The organism is Acidaminococcus sp. AM05-11, assembly GCF_003472805.1.
Lineage (GTDB): Bacteria > Bacillota > Negativicutes > Acidaminococcales > Acidaminococcaceae > Acidaminococcus > Acidaminococcus hominis.
The window spans coordinates 1-26658 of record NZ_QRMX01000020.1; the positions used below are offsets into that span (position 1 = coordinate 1).

General features: G+C 53.2%; 21 protein-coding genes and 1 pseudogene. 14 read left to right on the forward strand and 8 right to left on the reverse strand.

Annotated elements, in window-relative coordinates:
• The 3 genes from DW089_RS08675 to DW089_RS08685 all read right to left on the reverse strand — a co-directional run.
• A partial coding sequence (locus tag DW089_RS08675) for a hypothetical protein (protein WP_147351160.1) occupies window positions 1-440 on the reverse strand: 440 nt, incomplete at its 3' end.
• A gap of 52 nt (window positions 441-492) precedes the next feature.
• Window positions 493-894, reverse strand: coding sequence for a hypothetical protein (locus DW089_RS08680; RefSeq protein ID WP_105325437.1), 402 nt, complete (start codon window positions 892-894; stop codon window positions 493-495).
• Window positions 895-1049: 155 nt separating this feature from the next.
• Window positions 1050-1472, reverse strand: coding sequence for a hypothetical protein (locus DW089_RS08685; RefSeq protein WP_105325438.1), 423 nt, complete (start codon window positions 1470-1472; stop codon window positions 1050-1052).
• Window positions 1473-1825: 353 nt separating this feature from the next.
• Here DW089_RS08685 and DW089_RS08690 point away from each other — a divergent pair, with 353 nt between their 5' ends.
• Complete coding sequence (locus DW089_RS08690; protein WP_199614752.1) at window positions 1826-2233, forward strand: DUF805 domain-containing protein; 408 nt, start codon at window positions 1826-1828, stop codon at window positions 2231-2233.
• A gap of 24 nt (window positions 2234-2257) precedes the next feature.
• On the forward strand, window positions 2258-4675 hold the full coding sequence (locus DW089_RS08700) for a tetratricopeptide repeat protein (RefSeq protein WP_158572351.1): 2418 nt from the start codon (window positions 2258-2260) through the stop codon (window positions 4673-4675).
• A gap of 88 nt (window positions 4676-4763) precedes the next feature.
• Here the strand turns inward: DW089_RS08700 and DW089_RS11815 are convergent.
• A pseudogene (locus tag DW089_RS11815) lies at window positions 4764-5658 on the reverse strand (LysR family transcriptional regulator).
• A gap of 86 nt (window positions 5659-5744) precedes the next feature.
• Here DW089_RS11815 and DW089_RS08710 point away from each other — a divergent pair.
• The 10 genes from DW089_RS08710 to pflB all read left to right on the forward strand — a co-directional run bounded on the left by DW089_RS08710 (window position 5745) and on the right by pflB (window position 15518).
• Entirely contained in the window at window positions 5745-6059 is a 315-nt protein-coding gene (locus DW089_RS08710) for a helix-turn-helix transcriptional regulator (protein WP_105325441.1), read from the forward strand.
• Between the two features lie 133 nt (window positions 6060-6192).
• Window positions 6193-7077: a radical SAM protein gene (locus DW089_RS08715; protein ID WP_158572352.1), complete on the forward strand. Its 885-nt coding sequence runs from the start codon at window positions 6193-6195 to the stop codon at window positions 7075-7077.
• A gap of 87 nt (window positions 7078-7164) precedes the next feature.
• On the forward strand, window positions 7165-8145 hold the full coding sequence (locus DW089_RS08720; RefSeq protein WP_118287111.1) for an NADH:flavin oxidoreductase: 981 nt from the start codon (window positions 7165-7167) through the stop codon (window positions 8143-8145).
• Between the two features lie 116 nt (window positions 8146-8261).
• Window positions 8262-8948, forward strand: coding sequence for a hypothetical protein (locus tag DW089_RS08725; protein WP_105325444.1), 687 nt, complete (start codon window positions 8262-8264; stop codon window positions 8946-8948).
• A 107-nt stretch (window positions 8949-9055) separates the two neighbouring features.
• On the forward strand, window positions 9056-9865 hold the full coding sequence (locus tag DW089_RS08730) for a RibD family protein (protein WP_105325445.1): 810 nt from the start codon (window positions 9056-9058) through the stop codon (window positions 9863-9865).
• A gap of 191 nt (window positions 9866-10056) precedes the next feature.
• Complete coding sequence (locus tag DW089_RS08735; RefSeq protein ID WP_105325446.1) at window positions 10057-10554, forward strand: NUDIX domain-containing protein; 498 nt, start codon at window positions 10057-10059, stop codon at window positions 10552-10554.
• A 37-nt stretch (window positions 10555-10591) separates the two neighbouring features.
• On the forward strand, window positions 10592-11488 hold the full coding sequence (locus DW089_RS08740) for a 3-hydroxyacyl-CoA dehydrogenase family protein (protein ID WP_105325447.1): 897 nt from the start codon (window positions 10592-10594) through the stop codon (window positions 11486-11488).
• 91 nt (window positions 11489-11579) lie between these two features.
• On the forward strand, window positions 11580-12272 hold the full coding sequence (locus DW089_RS08745; protein WP_105325448.1) for a Crp/Fnr family transcriptional regulator: 693 nt from the start codon (window positions 11580-11582) through the stop codon (window positions 12270-12272).
• Window positions 12273-12394: 122 nt separating this feature from the next.
• The gene (pflA, locus tag DW089_RS08750; RefSeq protein ID WP_105325449.1) at window positions 12395-13126 is read left to right on the forward strand and encodes a pyruvate formate-lyase-activating protein; all 732 of its coding nucleotides are present in this window, start codon (window positions 12395-12397) and stop codon (window positions 13124-13126) included.
• A gap of 112 nt (window positions 13127-13238) precedes the next feature.
• Complete coding sequence (gene pflB, locus DW089_RS08755) at window positions 13239-15518, forward strand: formate C-acetyltransferase (protein ID WP_231086415.1); 2280 nt, start codon at window positions 13239-13241, stop codon at window positions 15516-15518.
• A gap of 318 nt (window positions 15519-15836) precedes the next feature.
• Here the strand turns inward: pflB and DW089_RS08760 are convergent, their stop codons facing one another.
• Window positions 15837-17156, reverse strand: coding sequence for a dicarboxylate/amino acid:cation symporter (locus DW089_RS08760; RefSeq protein ID WP_118287112.1), 1320 nt, complete (start codon window positions 17154-17156; stop codon window positions 15837-15839).
• Between the two features lie 548 nt (window positions 17157-17704).
• On the opposite strand from DW089_RS08760, the gene DW089_RS08765 reads away from it, so the two are divergent.
• Entirely contained in the window at window positions 17705-18928 is a 1224-nt protein-coding gene (locus DW089_RS08765; RefSeq protein ID WP_146109024.1) for an autotransporter outer membrane beta-barrel domain-containing protein, read from the forward strand.
• 987 nt (window positions 18929-19915) lie between these two features.
• Here the strand turns inward: DW089_RS08765 and DW089_RS08770 are convergent.
• Window positions 19916-20314 (reverse strand): pyridoxamine 5'-phosphate oxidase family protein, encoded by a 399-nt coding sequence (locus DW089_RS08770; protein ID WP_105325452.1) that lies wholly within the window; start codon window positions 20312-20314, stop codon window positions 19916-19918.
• Between the two features lie 829 nt (window positions 20315-21143).
• Here DW089_RS08770 and DW089_RS08775 point away from each other — a divergent pair.
• Window positions 21144-24563 carry an autotransporter outer membrane beta-barrel domain-containing protein gene (locus DW089_RS08775; RefSeq protein ID WP_105325453.1) on the forward strand — a complete coding sequence of 1140 codons (3420 nt, stop codon included), beginning with the start codon at window positions 21144-21146 and terminating at the stop codon, window positions 24561-24563.
• A gap of 976 nt (window positions 24564-25539) precedes the next feature.
• Here DW089_RS08775 and DW089_RS08785 read toward each other — a convergent pair.
• Window positions 25540-25917 (reverse strand): hypothetical protein, encoded by a 378-nt coding sequence (locus tag DW089_RS08785; protein WP_199614758.1) that lies wholly within the window; start codon window positions 25915-25917, stop codon window positions 25540-25542.
• Between the two features lie 72 nt (window positions 25918-25989).
• Window positions 25990-26526 carry a hypothetical protein gene (locus tag DW089_RS08790; protein ID WP_276802734.1) on the reverse strand — a complete coding sequence of 179 codons (537 nt, stop codon included), beginning with the start codon at window positions 26524-26526 and terminating at the stop codon, window positions 25990-25992.
• Between the last annotated feature and the right edge of the window lie 132 nt (window positions 26527-26658).

Consider the following 26658-nt stretch of genomic DNA (forward strand, 5'->3'; position numbering starts at 1 on the left):
TTTTGACCCGTGTAAAAGATTTTCTCTTTTTGCCTGCGATAATATCTCAAAGCAGAAGGTGACAACTGATTGTTTCGAGCTTTTTCCTTCAAAGCAAATACTTGTTTACAAAGTTTATTCCGTTTACTGTAGAGTTTCGTTATTTTTCCACTCAACTGCTTATACTCATACCATTTCAACTGATATAAGCCTCGATATAAACCCTCGACTTCAGAGATAACAGAATTAGCAAAACGCTTGTTTACTCCAAATTGTATTTGTAAAAGCGTATTGAACTGGCTTTTCTTTACAGAAAACTTGCCGCCATTGTTATAACGATGCCACGCAAAGCGTAACATTCTGCCATAGAGAGCATTATACTCCTTGACGTATTTAATTAGATCAGCATTATCATTTTGATTGAGTCGTGTTTCAATCGTAAAAGTTTTAGAGACAATCACAGCATCACCTCCATTCTGTAAATTATTAATACTATTATATTACAAAATGCAATTATATTGTTCGAATTTTGTACAAAATAATCATGTTTATATGGCTTTGTATGATTTTTAGAAACTGCTGTTTAACCCCTCTTGCGGCTTCCCGCAACTCCGGCAGGGGAAGCGCCTTCAAGCAGGTGAGGGCAGGAGCGGGCTCAAGAAAACCGCGTTTTTCCAAGGAATGCAGCACTTCCTGGGGATATTTCAGGGTATAAGCCTCCCGCCAGGCGGCGGGAAAATGGTTCAGGCTTTTTTCGCTGAAAAAGGTGGGCGCAAAATACAGGAGCAGCAGCTCGTGGGGATAGAGCCCCCGCTTCGTGGGGACCGCACGCCGTTTCCGTGCTTCCAGAGCATCGTCTTCTACAGTAATTGTGGACTCCTCCCCCCGCAGGTCTTTGCTGTAAATTGTACTCATGGGCCCAACCTCTTTCGTTAAGAATTTTTAGCAATCATAGTATACCATAATTAACCCCCAGGAAAAGGCCTGGAAAGCCCAGCCCTGGCAAGGGCCAGGCAGACAGAAAAATCCCCCGGCAGCCAGTGCTGGAAGACATTTTTCGCGTTATTTGGTCAGCCGTGGAGGAAAACGATGCCTAAGAGGCAGAAGGCCACCCCCGCCATTTCCCGTAGGGACAGGTGGTCCTTGTACACCACCAGCCCGATGACAATCAGAGCCAGGGCCACGGAAACATTCAGAAACAGCGAGGCCACGCTGATTTTCCAGCCCACCCGGTAGAGAAAAACGTAGCCGGCTTCCAGGGCCACCAGCACAAAGCCCCAGGCATAGCTGGTCCAGTTCAGCTGGCTCCAGTCCTGGTGGAAAGAATGCCCGGTAGCGGCGTAGATAACGGCGCTGATTACAAAGCTCACTAGGTAGGTGACGCACAGGGACAAAAAAGGCGGCGCTCCCGCCGGGGTGGACTTGGCCACAATATGGTAGCAGGTATTGCTGAACACCACCACGAAAAAGGGCAGCCAATAGGTCAGATTCATGGAAAATCAGCTCCTTAGGTCACAAATTGGACACATTCAATTCCTTTATTGTAGCAGAAAAGTCCGGGGTCAGGAAGTCCTTTTTCGAATTTTGTGAGACTTTTTCAGGCAGCCAGCTTGGGCGCAAAATGGCCGGCAGTCTTGCTTTACCGGGAATTTTCTCGGCTCGTTTAACGTCGCCCAAAGATTCTCTTTTCTGGGAAATATTCACCCCAGGGCTTCTGCTATACTTAAAGTAGTATAAAGAGCGGTCAAGAAAGGGGAACTTGTGCGGTTGGATTTCTTTAGCTGTAAGGATTAGAGAAAGGATGAGGAAGATGGGCGAAAGCCTGAAAAATTATTTTTCCCAAAACATGACCTTCCACGGAAGAATTGGACGGAAGCAGTATCTGCTCCAAAGCCTGGGAGCCCTGCTGGCCCTGGGGCTGGGGATTTTCCTTTTGGTTTTGGGGGTGGAGTACGGGGCTTTGCTGTACCTGGTGGGAGGACTCTTGCTCCTGCTGGGCTGGGCTTGGACCTGGTGCCTGTCCGTGCGGCGGCTTCACGACCTGGGAAAGTCCGGCTGGTATCTTTTGGGAATCGGCCTGCTGGAGGCGATTTTGAAGAATAGCGAAATTCTGGGTTCCCTGGTGAGCCTGATTTTCTTTGGGCTGATGGTGGGCGTCCGGGGCACCCGGGGTCCTAACCGGTTTGGACCGGATCCGTTAGCCGGTGAAGTGACGGACCCCTGGCACAGGAATGCGCCGAATCCTAGAAATTAAGTGCAGCGAAGGGAGCGTTGTTTTATGGTGGATAGCAGAGAAAGAAACGAGCAGCAGCGGGAAAAGCTTGCGGTGCTGACGGATTTGGAAAAGGCCGCAGCAAATCTGCGGCAGGAGACGGAGGCGATTGCCGCCCAGAAAACCCAGGAGCAGGAGCGCCTGGGCGAGGCTAGACCGTTTGAAGGCCTAAGCAGTGAAGAACTGCGCCTGGAGGGGCTGGAAGGCCCTGCTCCCGGAGAAGTCCCAGAAACTGACGAACCTTTGGCGGAGGAAGAGGACGATACCGCTGAAGGCGAGGCCGAAGAAGCTGAAGCCGAAGACGAGGAAACTGAAGACGACGAGGACACTAACGAAGACCAGGACACTGACGAAGACCAGGACACTGACGAAGACCAGGAGCAGGACGTGCCGGAGCTTTCCCCGGAAGGAAACCTGGAAGAGGGACTTTCCTGTTTTAGCCATTGTCAGTATGAGGAAGCCCTGCCCTACTTTGAGCAAGCCGCAGAGGCAGGTCTCAGCCCTGCCATGTATTTCCTGACGGAGCTGTACTGGAACCTGCTGCCCAAGGACCGGCAGGACTATGAGGCAGGTAAAGTTTGGGCACGCAGGGGTGCTGCCCTGGGAGATGTGCTCTGCCGGCTGAACGCTGCCTTTTTGCAGGAAGGCGAGGCCATTACGGAGGCTGTGCAAAAGGTGCTGCCGGAGCTTAAAGCAGCAGCTGAGCAGGGAAATTCCTATGCGGCCTGTGAATTGGCCAGACTGTACCAAAACGGCAAGCGGGTTCCCCAGGATCCTGACAAGGCCCTGTACTGGATGAAAAGGGCCGGCCAAAAAGGAGATGCCGGCATTCTTACGGCCGTAGGGGTGCTGCTGCAGCTGCAAAAGAAGTATGAACAGGCAATCTATTATTTCCGTGAGGCAGCCGACAAGGGTTCCCAAGAAGCCTGGCTTCGGTGGGGAGATGCTTATCAGGAAGGACTTGGCTTTCCTGAAGATTTGGACCTGGCCAAGGCTTTTTATCAGCGCGCCTATAACCTGCCTGGAAAGTACAAGGGAAGCGCAGCCAATAAAGTGGGAGAGCTCCTCTATAACCTGGAAGAGTACCCGGAGGCGGTGGAATGGTTCCAAAAAGCGGCGAAGCTGGGAGACACCCTGGGAATGTTCAACCTGGGCCAGTGCTGTCTGGTGGGTCTGGGAACGCCAAAAGACCTTCCCAACGCCCAAAAATACCTGCGTAAGGCCTACGAACGGGGCGGCGCTACTGCCGGGGAAGCCGCCAATGGCGTGGGCCGGGCGTATTTTGCCCAGGGCTGCCCGGTGGAAGCCAATGCCTGGTTCCAAAAGGCAGCCGAAAAGGACTACGACTGGGGCTGGTACAATCTGGCCCGGAATCTCCTGTTGGGCCGGGGCATTCCTGAGGATCAGGAGCTGGCCAGGAAGTACTTCCAAAAGGCCTATGCCCAAGGCGGCGAGGCTGCCGGGGACGCTGCCTATGAACTGGCCCAGCTGTACTGTGAGGCCGGCAAATACGTGGAAGGCAACGCCTGGTGTGAAAAGTGCGGGGAAGCGGGAAATCCCTGGGGCTGGTACCATCTGGCGGATAATGTGAAAAAGGGCTTGGGCACCGCTGTAGATTTGCCAAAAGCGGTGGAATTCTACATCAAGGCCAGCAATATCGGGGACGGAACCAAGGGCGCAGCCGCCAACCAGGTGGGGCTCTACTATGCCCAGGAGGAGAGTGCCTATGTGGAGGCCGCAGCCTGGTACAAAAAAGCCGGGGACGAGGGCTTTGGCGGCGGTTATTTCAACCTGGCCGGCTGCTATGAAGCCGGTGACGGGGTCCCCCAGGATGGGGAAAAAGCCCGGGACCTGTATGTGAAGGCCTATGAAATGGGCGGAGAACCCGCCGGTGATGCGGCCTTTAACGTGGGCCAGTGGTATTTGCACCAGGAGCAGTTTGCGAAAGCTCTCAGCTGGTTCCAAAAATCCGCAGAACTGGACTTTGAGTGTGGGTACTATGCCCTGGCGGCCTGCTATGCGGCCGGCAAAGGGGTTCCTGCAAATTTGGAGAAAACCCTGGAGTTTCTGCGGAAAACCTATGCGTGCGGTGAGGAACTGGCAGGCCTTGCTGCCCAGGAGCTGGGAAACCTGTATTTGAGCCAGGACCAGTACGAAGAAGCCAATGCCTGGAACAAAATCGCTGGGGACCTGGGCCAGGCCCAGGGCTATTACCTGCTGGCCCAGAGCTATTGGAACGGCAGCGGAGTGGAGGCGGACCCGGAAAAAGCTGTGGAACTGCTGAAAAAGACCTACTCCCTGGGCGGAACCTGCGCTGCAAAAGCCGCGCAGCGGCTGAGCACCATCTACAGCGACTGGGAAGAACCGGAGGAAGCCCAGCTGTGGCAGGAAATGGCGGAAGCTATGGACGAAGACGACGACTAAGCCCTTGGCCTAATTGATGAATGAGAAAGAGGCTGTGAAAAAATGAAAGCTCATTTTTTCACAGCCTCTTCTTTTTACATGATTAAGTTTATGCCTGGACCAGTTTCTGCACTTCCGCCAAATACAGCTTCACTGCATTGCTCAGCAGCTGTTCCTTTTTCCACACCAGATACACCCGGGCGTACAGGGGCGGGTCCAGTTTCCGGAAGCACAGCTCCGAGTCCGGCCCGGTGGGAATCAGCTGGTCCAGGCACAGGGCGCTGCCCAGGCCTGCGCTCACCATCAGGGACGCGTTGTACACCAGATTGTAGGTGCCCAGGATATTCAGCTCGTCGGGAGAGCGCTGCAGCCAGTGGTAGAGCTCGTGGGTGTCCAGGGTCTGCCGGGAAATGAACAGCGGTTCCTGCCACAGGTCCTGGGGCTTTAGGGCAGCCTTTTGGGCCAGGGGAGAGCTTTTGCGCATATAGACACCCCATTCAGACACCCCATTCGTCTCGAATGGGCAGCTCCAGGCTGTCGTACTGCCGAATGGAGCCGGGCTCAATCAGCAGCCCAAAATCCAGCAGTCCCTTGTCCAGCCGCTCCGTTACGTCGTCGGCCTTGGCAGAGTAGAGATGGTAGTGGATGCCGGGGTAGCTGTCGTGAAGCACCTTGGCCGCCTGGGCCAAAAGCCCCATGGCCTTGGACTCGGCGCAGCCCAGGTAGATGTCCCCTGCGGCAATCTCCCCCTGGTGGCTGAGTTCCGCCTTGGTGTGCTGGGCCAGGGAAATCAGCTGCTCCGCCCGTTTGTACAGCACCTGGCCGGCGTCCGTCAGGGTGGTTTTCCGCTTGCCCCGGACCAAAAGCGGCGTGCCCAGTTCCTCCTCCAGGTCGGACATCTGCCTGGACAGGGTGGGCTGGGTAATGTGCAGCAGCTCTGCCGCATGGGAAATATTCTCTTCTTTGGCCACCATCAAAAAGTAATGAAGAACCCGCAGCTCCATACGATCAACTCCTTTGTCCCCTTTATTGTAGCACAGTGGTGGAGTAAAAAATTGACAAATCTCGAAAATGAGATATAATAGAGTCCATGGAACCCCTAGACGTATTCAAAGCACTGGCAAACGAAAAACGTTTGCAGATCCTGCAATGGCTCAAGGAGCCGGAAAAATATTTTCCGCCCCAGGGTCTGCACATTCCCGACGGAGACAGCTTCGAGCGGGGGGTGTGCGTGGGCTCCATCTGCGACAAGGCACACATTGCCCAGTCCGCAGGTTCCCATTATTTGGATCTGCTGCAGCAGGCCGGACTTTTGGAATCCCGCCGTTTCGGCAAATGGACCTATTACCGTCGGAACGAGGAGGGCATCCAGAAGTTAGCCCAGTACATCGGAACCGAACTGTAACACCCCAATTGGCCGCTGGAGGAGGCAGGGCGGCCAGGTTCCGCTGCCAACCGCTGCATAACCTAGCCAGGGCTATTTCTAACCATACATATCTCAATTTCACGAAATGTTGATACATTATAAGGAGGCAATTATGCATTTTCATGGACCCATTGTCCGCCCCGCTACGGACGCTAATAGTTTGTTTATCGAAGTGACCGCCGGCTGTTCCCACAACAGCTGCGCCTTCTGCAATTTTTATGAGGGTACGCCCTTTTGGGTGGCACCCCTGTCCCAAATTGAGGAGGACCTCCAGGAAGCCAAGGAAAACTGGCCGGATGCCCGGGACATCTGGGCTTCTGGGGGAGACCCCTTTGTGCTCAGCACGGAAAAACAGATTGCCGTGTGGGACCTGATTCGGAAGTATTATCCTGACGCCCGACTGTCCACCTATGCCACAGTAGCGGATTTCCGGGATAAGACGGTGGAGGATATCAAGCGCATCAAGGCCCACGGGCTGGACGACCTGGTGCTGGGCATTGAAAGCGGGGATGACGCGGTGCTGACTGCCATGAACAAAGGCTACCAGGCTGCCGAAATTGTGGAAGCCTGTGGTAAAATGGATGCAGCAGGTCTGCCCTACCGGAGCATCTACCTGGGAGGTCTGGCCGGTGCTGGGAAGCTGGAAGAATCCGCCCGGAAAAGCGCTGCCATCTGGAACCAGATTCATCCCTACTATATGTATCTGACCAATGTAGCCCTGCTGCCTGGAACGGAACTGGCCCAGCGGGCTGCCCGGGGCGAATTCCAGGAAGCCAGCGAGCGGGAACGGCTTCTGGAAATCCGGACCTTGCTGGAGAATTTCCAGAACCCCATTACGGTGGATACGGTGACCTCTACCAGCAGCATTCTGATGGTGGCTCGTCTGCCCAAGGATCGGCAGCAGGCCCTTGCCAAAGTGGACCAGCTGCTGCTGCAAATGGACGACGTAACGGCAAGGCGTCTTCAGGAACGTCGGCACCGGATGCGCACCGTATAAACTGCCAAATAAATTGAAACCAACTATTTCTGCCAGCCCGGCCCGTGCCCTTGGCAGTGTGCCGCCTAGCGGCAGAAGGAGAAAAGTATGACTGCAATACAAGAGAAACTGGAATTAAAGCATATTACCCTGGCCACTCGGCTGGTGTGCCCGCCCATGGCTACCCACAGCTCCGGTGCCGAGGACGGTGCTCCCACGGAAAAGCTGCTTCGCCACTACGAGGCCATTGCTAGAAATCCCCTGGTGGGGCTGCTTGAGCTGGAACACGCCTATATTGCCAAAAGCGGCACCACCGGCGGCAATCAGCTGTCCCTGGCAGAAGACCGGCTGGTGCCCCAGCACCGGGCGCTGGTGGCACGGCTCCACGCTGCCCGGCCGGGGATTGCTGTCATTTCCCAGATTAACCACGCCGGCGCCAAGACCGCCAGCGAGCATACCGGCGGACAGATTCTTTCCGCCAGCAATGTTCCCGTGCTGAAGGAAACGCCTCGGCCTCTGACCGTTGACGAGATTCACCAGCTTACGGACCTGTACGCCCAGGCGGCCCGGAGAGCCCAGGAAGCTGGTTACGACGGGGTGGAAATCCACTGTGCCCACGGCTACCTGCTGAACCAGTTCTATTCCCCCCTGGCCAACAAGCGGGAGGACGAGTACGGCCCCCAGAATCTGGAAAACCGCACCCGTTTTCTCCGGGAGGTCATCCACGCCGTTCGCAAAGCCGTCGGCTCGGACTACCCGGTTTCCGTGCGGCTGGGGGGCAGCGACTATACCCCCGGCGGCAGCACTGCCGAAGACGCAGCCCAGGCGGCCTTGCTGCTGGCCCAGGAAAATATTGATTTCCTCAGCCTTACCGGCGGCCTGTGCGGCTATGTGCTCCCGGGTATTACGGCGCCCGGCTGGTTCGGGGACCAGGCCAGGGCCATCCGTCAGGTAACGGACCTGCCGCTGCTGCTCACCGGCGGCTATACCCAGGCGGAAGACGTGAACAAGGCCCTGGCTGCAGGGACTGCGGACCTGATAGGCGTGGGCCGGAGCCTGTACAAGGACCCCAATTGGGGCCTGGAATAATAAAATTACTTGGGAATCCTGCCGCTATTGCAGGGTTCCCCTTTTTTCTCTCGAAATAGATAAAAGGAAGTTTGCACCCAAGGACGGAAACCAAGCAGCAGAAACGGGGGAGAGCTATGGGAATATTTCAATTTGTGAAGGGCAATCACTTTGCCCTTCCAGAAGCACAGGCAGAGCCTTTGCAGGAAGGGTTCCTGCTTCAGGAAAACAAGGCCGATGCCCAGGTCAGTGCCGAGCATATCCGGCCGGTGTTCGAGAACTATTTGGCCCTGCACCCCAAGGAGAGCCTCTTTTTCTTTTTGGAGGTGCCGCTAAAGAGCAATGAGGAAAAAATTCTCCAGGAACCCAAAGGGGATCAGCCCGGGATTATGGCGGGCACCCATAATGGTGTATACTATCTGGACGCCATCGATGCCAAGGAGGCCCTGGACCTTCTGGAGGTGTTCGGGGACGTACTGGTAAACGATGGGCTGTCCGCCTTTGGCTTTGGCGGACCCCATTCGGAAATCGGCAAGTACAAGTATAACGAAATGCTCCTGCGGGACGATACGGAGGGCTGCCCCCTGAAGCAAATTTTCACCCTGCTGGGCATACCCCAGCGCCAGGACCTGGCCTTTGCGGACAACCTGTTTACCCAGGATAATCCTGGGGTGGGGGAACTGTATGCCGATGCCGAAGGCCGCACCGTCTACGATGTGGTGGCAGCCCTGCAGCACGTGGGCCTCTACCAGGCGGAAATCCGGGAGGACCAGGAAGGCAAAACCGAGTTCTTGGCTGGTGACCCGGAGGAGGAGCAGCCCTAAGGACTAGTTCCATACGGTTTAGGCATAGCAAAGGCAAAACAATAAGCATTGGCTTATTGATTCCCCAACGTGTACAATAAAAGGGAAAACACAAAGGAGGTTTCAACATGAACAAAACTGATCGCCCCTTTATTTTCTGCCATATGGAAACGTCCTTGGACGGAAAGATTATGGGCAAATATTTGTGGATTCCGGAAACCAACACGGAAAACGACGTGTTCTACAAGATGATTTTTGGACCCGAGGCCCGCTTCCAGTATGAAGCCACCTTAGAAGGCAGGATTACCATTGAAGATAACTACACCTATTACAAGAAACCGGAGCTGGATGAAAACGCAGCCCCCGTACCTGCCGGAGACTACCTGGCTCCCGGCGCTGCTTTGGGAGTGTACCAGTTGGTCATGGACACCCACGGCCGGATTTGCTGGCCGAAAAATACCCTGGAAGAAAGCGGCCGGACCATGCACGTGGTGGAAGTGCTGACGGAAGCTACCCCCAACGCCTATAAGGCCTACCTGCGCAGCCTGGGCATCAGCTACCTGATCTGCGGTACGGATAAGCCCGACCTAGAACTGCTGTGCAAAAAGGCAAAGGATCTGCTCCACGTGGAATCCATGATGCTGGCCGGCGGCGGTACCATCAACTGGTCCTTTGTCCAAGCCGGTCTGGTGGACGAAATGAGCATCGTCATGGCTCCGGCAGCCGACGGCAACCCGGACACCCAGCCCCTGTTTTTGGCTAAACCCGGCCTTTCCACCGATGCGCCAGTGGTCTTTAAACTTCTGGACGTGGAAAAACTGGCGGACGATTTCCTGTGGCTCCACTATGCTGTAGGTCCCAAGAATACCTATGACTTTGACAATGATCCGGAATACAAGCAAGTGCAGGATAGAATCAAAGCTAACCGGGGAAAATAAAACGTAACCACTGCATTTTGCGAGGGTCTGTGCAAGGCGATTGCCTTTGTGCAGGCCCTCGTTTTCTGTTTTCTGGCCTCTTGCAAGGCTTGCCGTACCCTGTTTCGGATTGTTCGGCCTTTGTTCTGCCCCCTTGCCCAAAGCCTTTTCCACGCTTATAATAGAAGCATTATGAAAAGGCGGTGAATTGGATGGAATTGTGGGACATTTATGACAGCAATAAGCAGCCTACCGGCCGCACCATGAAACGGAACGACTGGCATATGCAGGACGGAGATTACCACCTGACCGTGCTGGCCCTGGTGAAGACCCCGGAGGGCCGGCTGCTGATTACCCAGCGCAAAGCCGATAAAGAATGGGCACCCCTGAAATGGGAGATTCCCGGCGGCGGCGTGCGGGCCGGCGAAACCTCGGAAGAAGCCGTTTTGCGGGAAGTACAGGAAGAAACAGGTTTAAAAGTATTAAAGGAACAAGGCAAATTAATCCATACATACCGGAACGATAGTCCGGAAGAACACAATAATTATTTCGTAGATATCTACCAGTTTATCCTGCCTTTTACCGCATCAGACGTGCATATCCAGGAAGATGAAGTCGAAACGTTCGAGATTTCAACCATCGATAATGTTCGGAAAATCGGAGAAAATGACGACTTTTTGCACTACAAACGATTAAAAAATCTATTATAACAATTCTGCATACTGAAAAGAGAAAGAAGTCTTACTCATGAAAATTGCAAGAATTACCATTGCCGGTGCCGGCACCATGGGCTACTCCATGGCCGAAATCTTTGCCCGTTTTGGCTACCAGGTGATTCTCTGGAACCATCGCCAGGCTACCCTGGATAAAGCCAAAACCAAGATTGCCCCGGAAGCAGCGGACAAAATTACCTACACGACGGACAAGGCCGCTTTTGCGGACTGCGACCTGATTGTGGAAAATATCGTGGAAGACCTGGCCATCAAGCTGGATTTCTACAAGGAAATCTCTGCCCTGGCCCGGAAGGACACCCTGATTGCTACCAATACTTCCGGCCTGTCCATCAACAAGCTGGCAGAGGCCGTGCAGGGGCCGCAACGGTTCCTGGGTATGCATTGGTTCAATCCGCCTACGCTGATTCCTCTGATTGAAATCATCAAAAATGACAAGACCAGCCCGGAAACCGCCCAGGCCATCTACGACCTGGCTCTGGCCATCCAAAAGAAGCCGGCAGTCATCGAAAAGGACGTGCCGGGCTTTGCTGCCAACCGGATTCAGCTGGCAGTGGTCCGGGAAGTCTGCCATATGGTGGAGCAGGGGGTGGTCAGTGCCGAAGCCGCCGATGCCGTCATGAAGTACGGCCTGGGCTTCCGCTGGGCCTGCCTGGGACCTTTGGAAACCATGGATTTTGGCGGCCTGGATATCTTTGCCGGGGTCAGTTCTTATCTGATGCCGGACCTGGCTGACGGCCACGAAGTGCCGACCATTCTCAAAGAAAAGGTGGACCGAGGTGACCTGGGGGTCAAGACCGGCAAAGGCTTTTACGACTACAGCAGCGGACGGGGAGAGGCGGCCAAGAAGGAGCGGGATAAAAAGCTCCAGGCCGTATTCCAGGCCCTGTACGCGGCGAATAAAGCGAACTAACGAAGTACTGCCAGACCGGCTTAGCTGGTTCAGGCAGCAGGCTGCGGGCCTATACCGCCGGCAGCCTTGGCAAGAAAGGGGGGACCAGGGATTGTCCGAACGGATACCCATCCAATGTGAGGACTGCGGAGATTCCTGTCTGGAACACGTAGATTTCCTGGCGGGCCTGCCGGAAGAGAAAGTCCGGGGGCTCATGGCGCTGGCCCTGCGCAAGAAACAGAAAAAGGGCAGTTATATTTTCCAAGAAGATACGCCGGTGGATGCCATCTATGTAATCCACAAGGGGCGTGTAAAACTCAGTACCTACGACGGGGACGGCCGGGAGCAGATTGTAGGCATTTTTGCCGACCATGACACCATCTGGGAAGGGGCCTTTATTGACGGCAGCGTATTTCCTTATGGGGCCATGTGCCTGACGGATGTGGACTACTGCAAGCTATACCTGAAAGATTTTGAACGGGAAATCCAGGAGCCGGAGATCGCGCTGAAGATTATTGGCCTCTTGAGCAAAAAACTCCACGACGCCAACCAGCGTAACCTGCTGCTGTCCATTGCTGAGCCCAAGGCCCGGATTGCCGGTTTTTTAGACTATCTCTACCGGCATCAGGCCGGGGACCTGGTGACCCTGCGCCTGGACGACATTGCCGCCAGCGTGCGCCTGCGGCCCGAGACCATCAGCCGGAAGCTCCAGGAGCTGGAACGGGAGGGTCTGATAAAGAAAGTGGGCCAAAGTGGTATGCAGCTTTTGAATGCTGCCGGGCTGAAAGCCTTGGCCAAACCCTAAGGAATGTTTGATTGTAATCAAAGATTCCGTTGACAAAATTTAGTAAAATGGCTATATAAAGGGGAGGGGTTGGACCCTCACCCCCAATATATAGCCACTTTGTTTTACCAGGAGGTATAAAGATGGTAAAAGGACGGATTCACTCCATTGAATCCTTTGGGTCCGTAGATGGGCCTGGGACCCGCTTCATTATTTTCGTACAGGGGTGCAGCCTTCGCTGCCTATACTGCCACAATGCGGACACCTGGAATCTGGCAGGCGGTCAGGAAAAGACGGCCGACGAACTGCTGAATCAGGCGGAACGCTATCGTCCCTACTGGGGACCGGAAGGCGGTATAACCGTGAGCGGCGGTGAGCCCCTGCTGCAATTAGATTTTCTTTTGGAACTGTTCCAGAAAGCCAAGGCAAGAGGCATCGGCACCTGTATCGACACGGCCGGTCAGCCCTTTACCCGGGAAGAGCCGTTTTTTGGCAAATTCCAGCAGCTGATGGAACTGACGGATATCCTGCTGATGGATATCAAGCACATTGACCCGGCAGCCCACAAAAAGCTCACTGGCAAGGACAATGCCAACATTGTGGACCTGTTCCATTACCTGGCAGAAATCGGCAAACCCATCTGGGTGCGTCAGGTACTGGTGCCCGGCTATACGGACGGCGAAGCGGATCTCCGGAAGACCCGGGAATTCATCGCCAGCCTGCCCAATGTGCAGAAGGTGGAAGTGCTGCCCTACCACAGTATGGGCCAGTACAAATGGGAAACCCTGGGACTGCCTTACGTACTCAAAGACGTAAAGCCACCCACGCCGGAACAAACGGAATGGGCCCAGAAGATCCTGGATGGACGGGGTTAACATCGGTTTGAATGTAAACTTTGATTCAAATCAAGGAAACCCGGCGGCAAGAAAGTTAGAATAAACCCATCGAGAACGGAAGACAAACAAAAACATTTTAAGGAGGATTTTCATGAACAGCATTACCCAAAGCATGGCATGGAGAGGCTTCAAAGGCGAAAAATGGACCGACGATGTAGACGTTAGAGAGTTCATCCAAAAGAACTACACCCCCTACGACGGGGATGAAAGCTTCTTGGCTGGTCCTACCGAAGCCACCGATAAACTGTGGGGCAAAGTACAGGAACTGCAAAAAGAAGAACGGGCAAAAGGCGGCGTTCTGGACTGCGAAACTGAAGTGGTTTCCAGCCTGACTGCTTACGGCCCTGGCTATATTGACGAATCCCTGAAGGATCTGGAACAAGTGGTTGGCCTGCAAACCGACAAACCCCTGAAACGTGCCTTCATGCCTTACGGCGGTATCAAAATGGCGGAAGAAGCTGCAGAAACCTACGGCTATCACGTAAACCCCAAGTTCCACAAAATCTTCAACGAATACCACAAAACCCATAACCAGGCAGTATTTGATGCCTACACCCCGGAAATGAAGCGTGCCCGTCACAGCCACATCGTTACCGGCCTGCCCGACACCTACGGCCGCGGCCGTATCGTTGGCGACTACAGAAGAGTAGCCCTGTACGGTATCGATTTCCTGATTGAGAAGAAAAAAGCTGACCTGGCTATCTGCGGCTGCGGCATGATGACCGACGACATTATCCGTCAACGGGAAGAACTGGCTGAACAGATCCGTGCCCTGGGCCAAATGAAAGAAATGGCTGCAGTTTATGGCTTCGACATTTCCAAACCGGCCACCAACGCCAAAGAAGCTGTACAATGGCTGTACTTCGGCTACCTGGCTGCCATCAAAACCCAGAACGGCGCTGCCATGAGCGTAGGCCGTATCTCCACCTTCCTGGATATCTACATCACCCGTGACCTGAAGGAAGGCACCCTCACCGAACAGGAAGCCCAGGAACTGATCGACCATCTGACCCTGAAATTCCGCATGGTGAAATTCGCCCGTATTCCTTCCTACAACCAGCTGTTCTCCGGCGACCCTGTATGGGCTACCCTGGAAGTAGCCGGCATTGGTATGGACGGCCGTCACATGGTTACCAAGAACGACTACCGCTTCCTGCATACCCTGGAAGACATGGGTCCTTCTCCTGAACCCAACCTGACCGTGCTGTATTCCTCCCAGCTGCCCAGCAACTTCAAGAAATACGCTGCCCATATCTCCGTCACCACTTCCTCCATCCAATACGAAAATGATGACGTGATGAAACCCGTTTGGGGCGACGACTACAGCATCTGCTGCTGCGTATCCGCTACCCAGACCGGTAAGGAAATGCAGTTCTTCGGCGCCAGAGCCAACCTGGGCAAATGCCTGCTGTATGCCATCAATGGCGGTAAGGACGAAAAATTCCTGACCAAAGACGGCAAACATATGCAGGTAGGTCCGGAATATGCTCCCATCACCTCTGAAGTGCTGGACTACGATGAAGTTATGCATAAATACGATCTGATGATGGACTGGCTGGCTGGCCTGTATGTCAACATCCTGAACCTGATCCAATACATGCACGACAAATACTACTACGAAGCTGCCCAAATGGCCCTGATCGATACCGATGTAAGAAGAACCTTCGCTACCGGTATTGCAGGCTTCTCCCATGTAGTTGACTCCCTGTGCGCCATTAAATACGCCAAGGTTTCCACCGTGCGTGACGAATCCGGCCTGGTTGTGGACTATAAGATTGAAGGGGACTTCCCGCGCTTCGGCAACGACGATCCCCGGGCTGACGAAATTGCAGTATGGCTGCTGAAGACCTTCATGAACAAGATCCGCAAGTACCATACCTACCGCAACTCCGAACCCACCACCTCCATCCTGACCATTACCTCCAACGTAGTATATGGCAAGGCTACCGGCGCTATGCCTGACGGCAGAAAAGCCTACGCTCCGTTTGCACCTGGCGCTAACCCCGCCTACGGCGCAGAACAAAACGGCCTCTTGGCTTCCCTGAACTCCGTAGCCAAACTGCCGTACGAATACGCTCTGGATGGTATCTCCAACACCCAGACCATCAGCCCTGAAACCCTGGGCCACAGCGAACCCGAACAAAAGGAATCCCTGGTACGGGTTATGGACGGTTACTTTGACCAAGGCGCTCACCACCTGAACGTAAACGTGTTCGGCGTGGAAAAACTCATCGACTGCATGGAACATCCGGAAAAACCTGAATACGCCAACTTCACCATCCGCGTATCCGGTTACGCCGTGAAATTCATCGACCTGACCAAAGAACAACAGCTGGACGTTATCGCCCGGAGAGCCCACAAGGCCATGTAAGAAACCGCCTTCTTTTGAAGGTTGGAAATAGAATAAAAGGCAGTCCCCTGAAACCAGAACGGTTTTGGGGGACTGCTTTTTTTGTCGTTAATGTTGGGGTGGCACTGCCGGGTGCAAGGGCAGCTGTAACCTTGCTTTGCAGGACAGACCGGTCGGCAGGGGAGGGGGAATGCACCCTTTCTCGACTCCTTAGGGCCAAGAGTCTGCGGCCCGATGCTTTATTACTACTTAACTGCATGAACCAAGGTGAATATAAAAAAGAACCGTACGATCAGCTCTCGTACGGTTCTTTTAGATTTAATTTTCTAAATTTCTTTCTTACACTTCCAGCGCCGGTTCATTGTTGTCATCATCGTCATCCAGTTCGTCGGCCAGGTCGTGGTTGGTCATGGCGCAGACAGCGGAGTCGGACCATACGTTTTCAGCGGTTTCCACCATATCAATGATGGTGTAGATGGGCAGGATAATCCCCATGATGCCAATGGGCGCGCCCACCGAGGACATCAGGGACAGGGTCAGGAAGTAGCAGCCCATAGGAACGCCGGCGTTGCCTACCGCAGCCAGTACCGCCACAAAGAGCCAGCCAATCATGCCGCTGAGAGTCAGTTCCATGCCTCCATTTTGCATCAGAAACAGGGAGGTAACCAGAATAAAGGCAGCGCAGCCGTTCATATTGATAGTGGTGCAGATGGGCAGCACGAAGCGGGATACCTGCTTGTGGGCGTGCATATTTTCTTCCGCACAGGCCAGGGTTACCGGCAGGGTGCCAGCGGAACTCTTGGTGAAAAGCGCCACCGCAATGGCCGGAGCCATCTTGCGGAGCACGTGCAGCGGATTCAGCCCCCGGGCTGCCAAAAACAGCGGAATCACAAGGAAGAACTGAATCAGGTTGCCAGCCAGGATAACCAGGGTGTATTTGCCGATGGCCCCTACAATGACCCCAGCTTCAATCTGGGAGGACAGCTGGGCTGCGAAAGCCAGGATGCCTACGGGCAATACCCACAGCAGGGCACGGATCAGGGTAAAAAGCAGTTCTTCCAAACCGTGAATCCCTTTTAGGAGGACTTCCCGGTTTTCCGTCTTGGGCATAAAGGCTAGCGCCAGGCCTGAAGCGGCAGCAATCAGCATGACGGAAAGCACGTTGCCGGACAGGAAAGGCTGGAGAATGTTATTGGGAATAACCGACAGGAAATGTTCGTAGTACGATACCTTTTCCAGCTTTTGCGGCACAGCCGCCGTACCCTGATTGATCAGCTCCAAAGGCAGGTTGCCGGGAGCAATCCAGAGATAGAGCAGCAGGCCGATAGCCGCGGCACAGATGGTGGTCAGCAGAGTGTAGGTGACAGCATGGGCGAAGATGCGGCCCGTTTCCTTTTTGCCGCCCAAAGCCGACAGGGTGGTAATGACCGCCAGGGCGATGGTGGGAACTGCAATAAATTGGAATAAACGTGTGAATACCGTGGCAATAAAGTTGAAAAGCTGATTCAGCGCCGGAATCCCCAGCCAGCCCAGAATAGTTCCTGCCACCAGTGCCCCAAGCCATAGGGCCAACTGACGGTTGTTCTTGTGGGCCCGGCTGCCGTGAATGATTTCACGGGCCTGCTCCCGGACCTGGTCTTTCTGTTCCGCATTAGACATAAACAATACCCCTTTTCTTCCAATAAAATGAAGTGTACCCCGAATTGGTACACTTGCCATAGCTGTTATTATATGTAGGTTATTGGCAGATGTCAACCGCCTGAGGTGGTTCTTGTCACCGCTAATCCTACTTTTGTCCGCCAATTGCGAACAGCTGTCAAGTGAAAAGGCTGTTTGTTGTTAAAAAACACTATATATTTACCATAAATTTAATAATTCATCAAATTTATAAACGTACACTTTGTAACAATATACCTGTCAAACAATTTTGCTCTGGGTTAAATACACAGAATCCCTTGGACATTATTTAATAACAATCTTATAATAAAAGTGGAAAGAGTAAAAATTATACTAACAGGAATTGCTGCTAGTAAATATGCCTGCCAAGATTCTGGGGAGAATCTATCTGCAGCCTTACGAAAGGGGGGAAAGGCCAAGGTCCTAGGGGGACGTTGGTGCATATTATGGGGAAACAGAAGGCTTTCAAGAAACTGCATAGTACGAAAAAACAACTCCTCACTGCCTTGGTGCTTAGCAGTATCCTCGGGATGGGATTTGGTGCAGCACCTGCCTGGGCAGAGAGCAAGACAGATCAGGATACGGACAGCAGAACCCCGCTGGTCAGTCAGGTTAATGGCGTAGGGACCGTTTCCAACGGCTCTGATACTGCCGTAACCGATGGCCTTACTGCAGCCCTGGCCGCCTGGCGAGAGGATCACGAAGCTGTCCAGCTGCGGCAGGATTCGCAAGGAGCGGGTGAAGTGGCCAATAGTTTCACGCCTGTATTCACTTCCAGCGTAGACGCAAGTTATTTGGGTGCAAGACAGATTCCTCTGTTGGCGTCCATTACCACGCCCATTGCCCAAACCGTGCCTGCCCTGGTAGAAGCGGATATTAATGCTCCTGCTTCTGTCCTGGCTTCGGCTCCGCCTGCAGAACGGGGCGCCTGGAGTGTGGAACACGATGTGGACGCCAAGTTCACTCCCTACGTGATGGTGGGCGGCCATAACCTGCGCTACAACACCAGTTCCACGGTGGATACCAATGGCTTTAACGGTGAACTGGGGTTTGTAAAACGGATCTTTGAGGAAAGGCACGCCGACACCATTATGCCCTTTATGGAATACGGCACCGGCAATTATACCAGCTATAAGAACGGCAGCAGAGGGGACGGCAGCCAACGCTATATTGGCGCAGGGCTTCTGGTTCGTCGAGACCAAAGCAACGGCGTGCATTACGAAGGCCTGGTTCGAGGCGGACATCTCAGCGGCGACTATAGCGGAAACGCCGGCCTTTACCACGCAAACTACGATTCCGGAGCCAATTACTTTGCAGCCCATGCTGGCATCGGCCGCATCTATCACCAGGACGACAACGACTACAACCTGTACGGCAAACTCTTCTATTCCTACCTGAGCAGTGATACCGTGCAGCTTCACAGCGATGTGGGCAGTTTCGACTACGAACTGGAACCGGTAACCTCTCTTTGGACCCGTCTGGGCTTCCGCTGGACCAAACACCTGGATCCCGATGTTACCAGTTTTTATGCCGGGGTGGGCTGGGATTACGAATTTAATGGCAAAGCCAAAGCCCGGTATCAGGACTATACCACCCCTGAAGCCAGCATGAAAGGCTCCAGCGAATTTCTGGAGCTGGGCTGGCAGAGCAAGAGCAATAAGAATAACCCCTGGGGCGCCGACGTAAGAGTTACCGGCTGGCATGGGGTAAAGCAAGGCTTCACATATGGTGTAACGATTACCCGGAGAATGTAAATGTGAACTAAGGTTAAAAAAGCATTCCTACAGAAGCACAGAGTTTCTGTAGGAATGCTTTTTTGTGTGAAATCGGGGGAATGGGTGGGGGGCTGACAGATAGTGCTGAAGAAAACGGACGACGTACTACAGTTTCTACGAAACTGTAGAGGTGTTTTTGGTAATATATATGGCGGCGCCAGCGCCGCAAAAGGAGCCTTCCCCACCCAGGACCCTTGGATTCTTGGTGTGGCCCGTCCCTCCCCTTCCTAAAGGCGGGGAGGGCACGGGGTAGTGCTGACCGGTTCTGTAGGTGTTTTTGATAGTGAATGTAGTGGTAAAGCTATCGTAACGATTAACAATTGACCGGAGACGGTTATGGACGCTTCCTTCAAGGGTTGCGGTCGCGTCCAAACAGCGCCCAGGTATTCTTGAAACTGTTTGGAATACGTGACCCATGTGATAGCTGCCCAGAAATTGAGCCTGAAAGGCGAAAATGATGCGCTCATATCCAATTTTCAATGCTGCAAGCCGCAGAGAATTGGTTAATATGAGCCATGTGATAGCGGCCTGCAAAGCAAACCCACAGGGTGAAGCTGCGCAGCGAGCCGCGAACCACTCTGGCTAGCAGCGAACCACTAAGGAAGTGTCGCCAGGGGCGACGATAGAAGTTTAATCCAAGTATCATCTTTTAATCAATTATTTGCGGCTTTTAGCCGTCGAAGGGGCACTCTCCGTCTTATAACCCTCAACATTTGGGAGGCGTATCCGATCGTCCATACCAATGTATCAATGGAGGACCGGCTAATACGACCCCTGCGATAGCTTCCCATGAAACAAGTATGCTAGGACGCAGTTGCTTGGTATATGGCCACCCGCTCGGCCTCTGGGCCCGTTTCACACCATACTGTAACTGAAACAAAGTCTTCGTCCAGAAGGCAGCAGAAACGTCCCTGGGTTCTGCTCAAACAAACCCCAAGGACGTTCCTTTCGCAATTCACCGCGCCCTTATTTCAATACCTTTTTGTTATTCTCGTTAGGGGTGGTAATGATGATTTCTTCCGGGGTGATTACCAGGGCACCTTTGGCAGTGGCCGCCCCCTTAAACATGGTCTCCACCGCTTCTTTAAAGGTTTCCACCAGTTCTCCTTCTGTAAGATAGGCAGCGGTTCCTTTGATCTGATATCCTTCCAGGGTCTTGGCATCATAAACGGAAACCGCAATGTGGCCCTGGTTCTCCTGCAAATTCTTTAGGGTGGTAGCCAGGAACACATCTCCTACAGCCAGTTTGCCGTCCTCCGTCACAGTCTTGAACGCAACAGGAACAACATTGGGTTCACCTTTTTGGCTGCAAGTAGCCAAATCCCACAGGTTTTCTTTCAATAGATTTACAACGTTGTCATTCATGGTCAGATCCTCCAATTCTGTTTTTGCTAGGCTTTCTTTCGGCTGCCTATAGAATAGCAGTATTGCTTGTGAAACGAAATATATAAACCTATTTATGAGTTACTGATTAATTTCATAGTGACTATGGCAGAGGTAACGCCTTTGCGGCCAAAAAACCGGCGTCGCATTTTCCCTTTCCCTCCAGCGGCAGTTCTTTATCCGTTCCCGGAAAGCAAGTCACTGCAGGATTTTCTGTAAATATAGCTGTAAATATGTTGTCTTCACAACGTTTAGAACAAAATATATACTTTCGTATAATTGCAATATTTTTCATAGTTGATACAATATACATAAAAGGTTTCGAAAGACGTACAAGCCCAGTGAATCCCAGTAATTTCTCCATCCACCAATTTTAGCCTCAGCATTACCAGCAAAAGTTATACCAAGTTTTTATCTTATCCCTAGAAACCTGTGCGCTTTCGTTTTCACCTTATTCCCTTCGGGGTTAATCTCCTCTCCCCAGGAGTTGACCTATAGATTTTCCCCATTCCATTTTGGAAAGGCAGACTGCACTTCACCCCCATTGAAGTGCCGCCTGCCTTTCTGCTTTTCTGTGCAGAAAGGCAAACCTGCCAAGTACTCTAAAAGCCACCGTATTTTTTGATAAGAAAGCAGTTCAAAAACAACAAGAAAGTCCCTAAACCCGCATTCAGCCTAGCTTTCCCCACTTTAAAAAGATTATACTTTCGTATAATTGAATTTAAATCCGATTTTGTTACAATAGAATTAACAAAGGGAAGTTTCATAATAATATACAGAATAATCTGAACAAAGTGGGAGGCGAGCAATCATGTCGAAACGGGATAAAGCCTTACGATTAGCCATTTTGGCGGCATTGCTGGGCAGCGGTGTGTGCGCTCAGTCGGTACAGGCACAGGACCTGACCAATCCGCCTGTCGCCTATTCTGATGGCTCTTATGATAACGTGTACGGTTTATGTGTATATGGAGCAAATGAAAATGCTGTCAATAATCAGCTGACCCTTTCTGGACCTGTTCAGGTGACGGGTCAGGCAGCAGGGGGCTGGTCCACCTATGGCAGTGCCATTGGCAATACTGTGACCATTGCCCTGGATGCCAACGGATATATAGGCACCAGCTCCGGTCTAGGTGGTACTGTGTATGGCGGCGGGGCAGAAGAGGAAGGGGCCGGCTCAGCCATGAACAATACCGTAAAGCTGGAAAGCGGAAATGTATATGGTGCGGTTTATGGCGGGGCTTCCGTTGGTGATGAAGTGAATGGTAGTGTCGGAGAAGCTTCTGGCAACCAGGTCCTGATGAGCGGCGGTTCAGCGATTCGCGTCTGCGGAGGGTCTTCAGGAGTGGGTGCCGCCAACAACAATACAGTGACCCTTAGCGGCAGTGCTGTTATCACAGGAACCTATAAACCGGTGTACGGCGCCTATACCGTCGGCGGGAATGCTTCGGGAAATACCGTAAATATCCAGGCTAGTGCCTCTGTAAAGGGAACCGTCATCGCCAGCTATTCCCGGGACGGCGAACTGATTTCCGGCAACAAAATCAACATGACTGGAGGCACAGTAAACGGCGAACTGTATGGCGCCTATACGGATACGGCTACAGGATTCTCTTCCTCTGGAAGGGCCGATGTTCTCAATAACGAAGTGAATATCAGCGGTGGCTCAGGGGTCACCCTGGCCTGGGGCGGTAATACCTTTTTCGGTTTGGCCCAAGGCAATAAAGTGAACCTCAGCGCCGGTACGGTGTCCCAAGAAATCGTTGGAGGCTTTTCAGCCCAAGGCGATGTAGTGGACAACCAGGTGACGGTGAAGGGTACGGGCGTTGTGGGCGGCAGCGGCAGCGGCAATGTCTACGCCGGCCTGAGCAATGGGAGCAAGGCGGCAGGAAATATCCTGTATATTCAGGAAGCAGCGGAGATTAGGGGCAAGGCCTATGGCGCCCTTCAGCAAGGCAATGAAGTCTCCAGCTCTGCAGAACGCAACCAGGTTCTCATGAGCGGCGGCTCTGTAGGCGGTGATGTGTATGGCAGCAGCACAAAAACCCAAGCCTTTAAAAATAACGTGGAAATCAGCGGCGGTACAGTTGGCGGCAGTGCTTACAGTGCTTATGCAGAAGGCCTGGAGGCCAGTGAAAATACCCTGACCCTTAGCGGGGGCAGCGTAACGGGTACCCTATACGCCGGCTATGCCAAGAATGGTACGGCCAATCAGAACCAGGTAACCTTCAGCGGAGGCTCCTTGGGAGCCGATGCCTACGCCGGTTATGCCCGTAACGGCGCCGAGGGAAATACCCTGCTGCTCTCCGGCAATAGTGTAGTGCCCGGCAATGCCCTGGCAGGGTTTTCACAAACCACCGCAGCTACTGGCAATACCCTGGCCCTCAAGGACCACAGCGAAGTCAAAGGCAATGCCGCAGGCGGTGCTGTGTATATGGGCTCTGCCGCGAACAATACGGTCCTACTGCAAAATAATGGCCAGGTAGACGGCAAGGTTTACGGCGGCCTGCAGCAGCTGGACCCGGAAACGCAGGAAATGCTGGACAGTGCAGATGCGTATATAGAAGAAATAAGAAGCAGCGATCTTCCTGAGGAGAAAAAAGCGGAGCAGATTGCACAGGTCCAGGCGCGGGTGGAATACATACAACAAGCCAGTGCCGGTACAGCGGAGGGCAACCAGGTCCTGGTAAACGGAGGGGCCATTGCCGGCAATATCTACGGCGGTGCCGTGAATAGCGCAGGGGATGCAGTGGGTAACAGTGTAACCTTTAGCAGCGGCTATACCACCGGTGCCATCTATGGCGGCTATGCTGCCTACGGCAATGCTCTGGATAACACCGTTACCATCAAAGGCGGCAGCCTGGGAGGCACCTCCAGCCTCTACGGCGGCCGTCCAGGCAGTGAAGGCACCAGCTCCGGCAACACCCTGAACCTTTATACCAAGGGCAACACCGTTGAGAACCTGGACTATTTCCAGACCCTGAACTTCTACGTCCCCCAAGGCACCAAAGCAGGGGAGACCATGCTGACCGTAACCAAGAGCGCCAACGTCAGCGCAGCCGCAGTGAATGCAGGCGTCTACGATACCACCCAATTGAACCCGGGAGAGGTCATCAACCTGGTGTACAACCCCAACGGCATTACCACCGACGGGACCAGCTATAGCGTTATGGAAGGGTTGGATAAGGTTACCGACGCCAGTTTCCTGGAGCGCACTGTGCTCATCAAAAAGCAGGACCCCAACACCATCGTCCTGTATATTCCTGGCGACAGCAAGCCCACCCTGGACCCCGGCACCAAAGTCATCCCCGATGAACGGGATACCGGAACCAGCCTGGTGAACGAAGGCTCCGACCTGGCTGTCAACGATGGTTTTGAAAGCGCCCTGGCTGCCCACGAAGCAGGCTGGCTGGAAGACCATTCCATCAAAGCCAAGTTTACCCCCTATGTGGTCCTGAGCGGACACAACCTGCGCTACAACCGGAAGCAGAACCCGGTGGATACCAACGGCTTTAACGGCGAACTGGGCTTTGTAAAACGCTCCTACGAAGATGATTATATCGACACCAGCATGCCCTTCCTGGAATACGGCAACGGCAACTTTACCATCCATTATCCCACGGCCAGAGCGGACGGTGGGCAACACTACGCAGGGGCAGGCATTCTGCTGCGCAGGGACCAGAATAACGGCTTCCACTACGAAGGCATGGTCCGGGCAGGCCGTTTCAGCGGAGATATGCACGGCATCATCGGCAGCCGCAGGTTTGGCTACAATACCAGCAGCAACTACTTCGCCGCCCACCTGGGCCTGGGCAAAGTCTATACTGACGATACCAACGACTACGATTGGTACGGCAAAGTCTTCTACGCCCACCTGGGCAGCGATACCGTCCAAATCCGCACCAACGCCGGCACCACCCAGTATCAGCTGGACAGCGTGGATTCCCTCCGTACCCGGCTGGGCTTCCGGTGGACCAAGCACCTGGACAAAGAAACCTCTAGCGTCTACGCCGGCCTGGGCTGGGACTACGAATTCAAAGGCGAAGCCAAAGCCTACCACGGCGATTACACCACCCCCGCCGCCAGCCTAAAAGGCTCCAGCGAATTCCTGGAACTGGGCTGGCAGAGCAAAGACAACAAAGAGAACCCCTGGGGCGTGGACCTGAGAGTCAGAGGCTGGATAGGGAAGAAACAAGGGTTCACCTATACGGCAACGATCACACGGAGAATGTAGATGTGAACTAAATAAAAAGCATTCCCCCAAAAGTATAGAACTTTTGGGGGAATGCTTTTTTGTGTGAAATCGTGGGATGAGTGGGGGGCTGACAGGTATTGCTGAAGAAAAAAGGAGAACGTGCTACGCTTTCTACAAAAGCGTAGAGGTGTTTTTCAGAATAGATGGCGGCGCTAGCGCCGCAGAAGGAGCCTTCCCCACCCAGGGGCCTATGAATTATTGGAGTGGCCCGTCCCTCCCCTTCCTCATAGGCGGGGAGGGCATGGGGTAGTGCTGGCCGTTACGAGTGGTGATTTGATAGCTTATGTAGTGGTAATGCTATATTAACGACTAACAATTGACCAGTAGTGGTTTTAGAAGCTTCCTGCGAGCGTTGCGGCCGCATCCAAACATCCCCAAAAATATCCCAGAGGATGTTTGGTTAATAAGGCCCATGCGATAGCCGTCCAAGGAGCAAGTCCGTCAGGACGCAGCTGCTTGGAATACGGCGAACCGCTCAGGAAGTGTCGCCATAGGCGACGATAGAAGTTTAATCCAGGTATCATCTTTTAATCAATTATTCGCGGCCCTTGGCCGCAGTAGGAGCACTCTCTGTATAACCCTCAACGTTCACGGGGAGGGTGTCGCACAACGTGCGACGGGAAGGGCCGGTGCCACCTGCGCCCGCATGCGTGCGAGGTCAGTTACTTGAACAAATCCGCAATAATAATATATTTTGTGCTGCTTAGCTCCTTCCACATTGTGCTCAAAAATAAGTAATTTTAGAAACGTGGTAGTGCCTTATAGTTGACATCCATCAAGTGTGAGGGAGGTGGCGCCGGGAGGCGACGAAGAGAGTTTTCAAAGCACATAAATATCAAAAACGATATATTTTTCCTTTCATTCCAATATTTGCGGCCCTTGGCCGCTGCCTTCCCAGCCCAACAGCAGTCCCAGGCTGGGAAGGTGGGGCGCCCAGCGCCTCGGATGGGTGGCCCTAAGGCCGCTCCAGGCCCTCTGCTTGCAGGTCTCTAGCCATCCTTTCAATAGATTTTCTAAAGAATACAAGATATTTTCTCAATTCCTCGCTGAAACCGTCCAAATCTGCGTCCGTAATAACACCGTCATAGAGAAACCGCATCAGAAAATCAATCATGGTACCCTTGCTGACTTCACATCTGACCCCAGGATGTTTTTTGTCTTCACGCATTTTTTTCCAAAGGGTCCAAAATTTTGTTGATGCTGGATCCTTTCCTTGCAGGTACTGCGCGTATTCCTGAACCAATTTTCCCATATAGGCTTCCTGCCATTTCGGAAGTCTTTCCTGGTAAAGCTTCCAGTCTTTTTTGGTTACTTCATAATACACAGGCTCCATAAGCGCTCCTCCTTTACCTCAGTCGTCCTCGCCGCGCCGTTCCGTTAAAATCTCGTTCAAATCCCCACAATCCTAAGAAGGGGCGTCCCCTATATAGGGCACCGGTCTGGGAGGTCCCATTTTATACAGCTTGCAGTTCTTTGGCCCATAGCAAAAGCTCTCGAACCGGAATTTTTGGGAAACGCCCCAATCGTATTCAATGGCAACATTGGCCATACAAGCCCATTTGCAGGTGACGCATTTGCTGCCCCACCGTCTTTTGTCCAGCAGGCGGCAGCCGCGCCAGGCATAGACTTCCAAAGCAGGGACCTCTCCCACCCAGGGCGAATCCTTTGCTTCATCTACAAAAGCAGCTTCCGCCGTCTTTTTCAGAGCCCCGGCCCGATAGTAGTCGGCATATTCCCACTTGGGATACTGCTTCGTCCAGGCCGTTCCAGATATTTCATCACCAATATGAAAGCGCAGTCTGTTCTGCTGCCGTTCCGAAATGGCAATGGAAAAATCCCTGGCCTCACCGTCCGCCTTTCCCGTCAAAAACAGATTATAACCAATCATGCCATGGGTGCGGTTATCCAGCCGATAGCGCCAGACCTTGGAACGGGGCTGCACCGACAAAATACGGCCAAAAACTTGATTTTCTTCTGTTCGTTTTTCATAAAAATGCCTCCTTCAGGTGGAGTGCTTTTTGTCACAACCATTATACCCACGAAGCAATCCCAAAAGCAAACGCTAAAACGTTTG

Coding starts and splice junctions, on each gene's coding strand:
- DW089_RS08740 (WP_105325447.1), top strand. CDS start 10,592: ATGAAAATTGCAAGAATTACCATTGCCGGTGCCGGCACCATGGGCTAC.
- DW089_RS08720 (WP_118287111.1), top strand. CDS start 7,165: ATGACTGCAATACAAGAGAAACTGGAATTAAAGCATATTACCCTGGCC.
- DW089_RS08725 (WP_105325444.1), top strand. CDS start 8,262: ATGGGAATATTTCAATTTGTGAAGGGCAATCACTTTGCCCTTCCAGAA.
- DW089_RS08760 (WP_118287112.1), bottom strand. CDS start 17,156: ATGTCTAATGCGGAACAGAAAGACCAGGTCCGGGAGCAGGCCCGTGAA.
- DW089_RS08765 (WP_146109024.1), top strand. CDS start 17,705: ATGGGATTTGGTGCAGCACCTGCCTGGGCAGAGAGCAAGACAGATCAG.
- DW089_RS08680 (WP_105325437.1), bottom strand. CDS start 894: ATGAGTACAATTTACAGCAAAGACCTGCGGGGGGAGGAGTCCACAATT.
- DW089_RS08715 (WP_158572352.1), top strand. CDS start 6,193: ATGCATTTTCATGGACCCATTGTCCGCCCCGCTACGGACGCTAATAGT.
- pflA (WP_105325449.1), top strand. CDS start 12,395: ATGGTAAAAGGACGGATTCACTCCATTGAATCCTTTGGGTCCGTAGAT.
- pflB (WP_231086415.1), top strand. CDS start 13,239: ATGAACAGCATTACCCAAAGCATGGCATGGAGAGGCTTCAAAGGCGAA.
- DW089_RS08710 (WP_105325441.1), top strand. CDS start 5,745: ATGGAACCCCTAGACGTATTCAAAGCACTGGCAAACGAAAAACGTTTG.
- DW089_RS08685 (WP_105325438.1), bottom strand. CDS start 1,472: ATGAATCTGACCTATTGGCTGCCCTTTTTCGTGGTGGTGTTCAGCAAT.
- DW089_RS08770 (WP_105325452.1), bottom strand. CDS start 20,314: ATGAATGACAACGTTGTAAATCTATTGAAAGAAAACCTGTGGGATTTG.
- DW089_RS08700 (WP_158572351.1), top strand. CDS start 2,258: ATGGTGGATAGCAGAGAAAGAAACGAGCAGCAGCGGGAAAAGCTTGCG.
- DW089_RS08785 (WP_199614758.1), bottom strand. CDS start 25,917: ATGGAGCCTGTGTATTATGAAGTAACCAAAAAAGACTGGAAGCTTTAC.
- DW089_RS08730 (WP_105325445.1), top strand. CDS start 9,056: ATGAACAAAACTGATCGCCCCTTTATTTTCTGCCATATGGAAACGTCC.
- DW089_RS08775 (WP_105325453.1), top strand. CDS start 21,144: ATGTCGAAACGGGATAAAGCCTTACGATTAGCCATTTTGGCGGCATTG.
- DW089_RS08690 (WP_199614752.1), top strand. CDS start 1,826: ATGACCTTCCACGGAAGAATTGGACGGAAGCAGTATCTGCTCCAAAGC.
- DW089_RS08735 (WP_105325446.1), top strand. CDS start 10,057: ATGGAATTGTGGGACATTTATGACAGCAATAAGCAGCCTACCGGCCGC.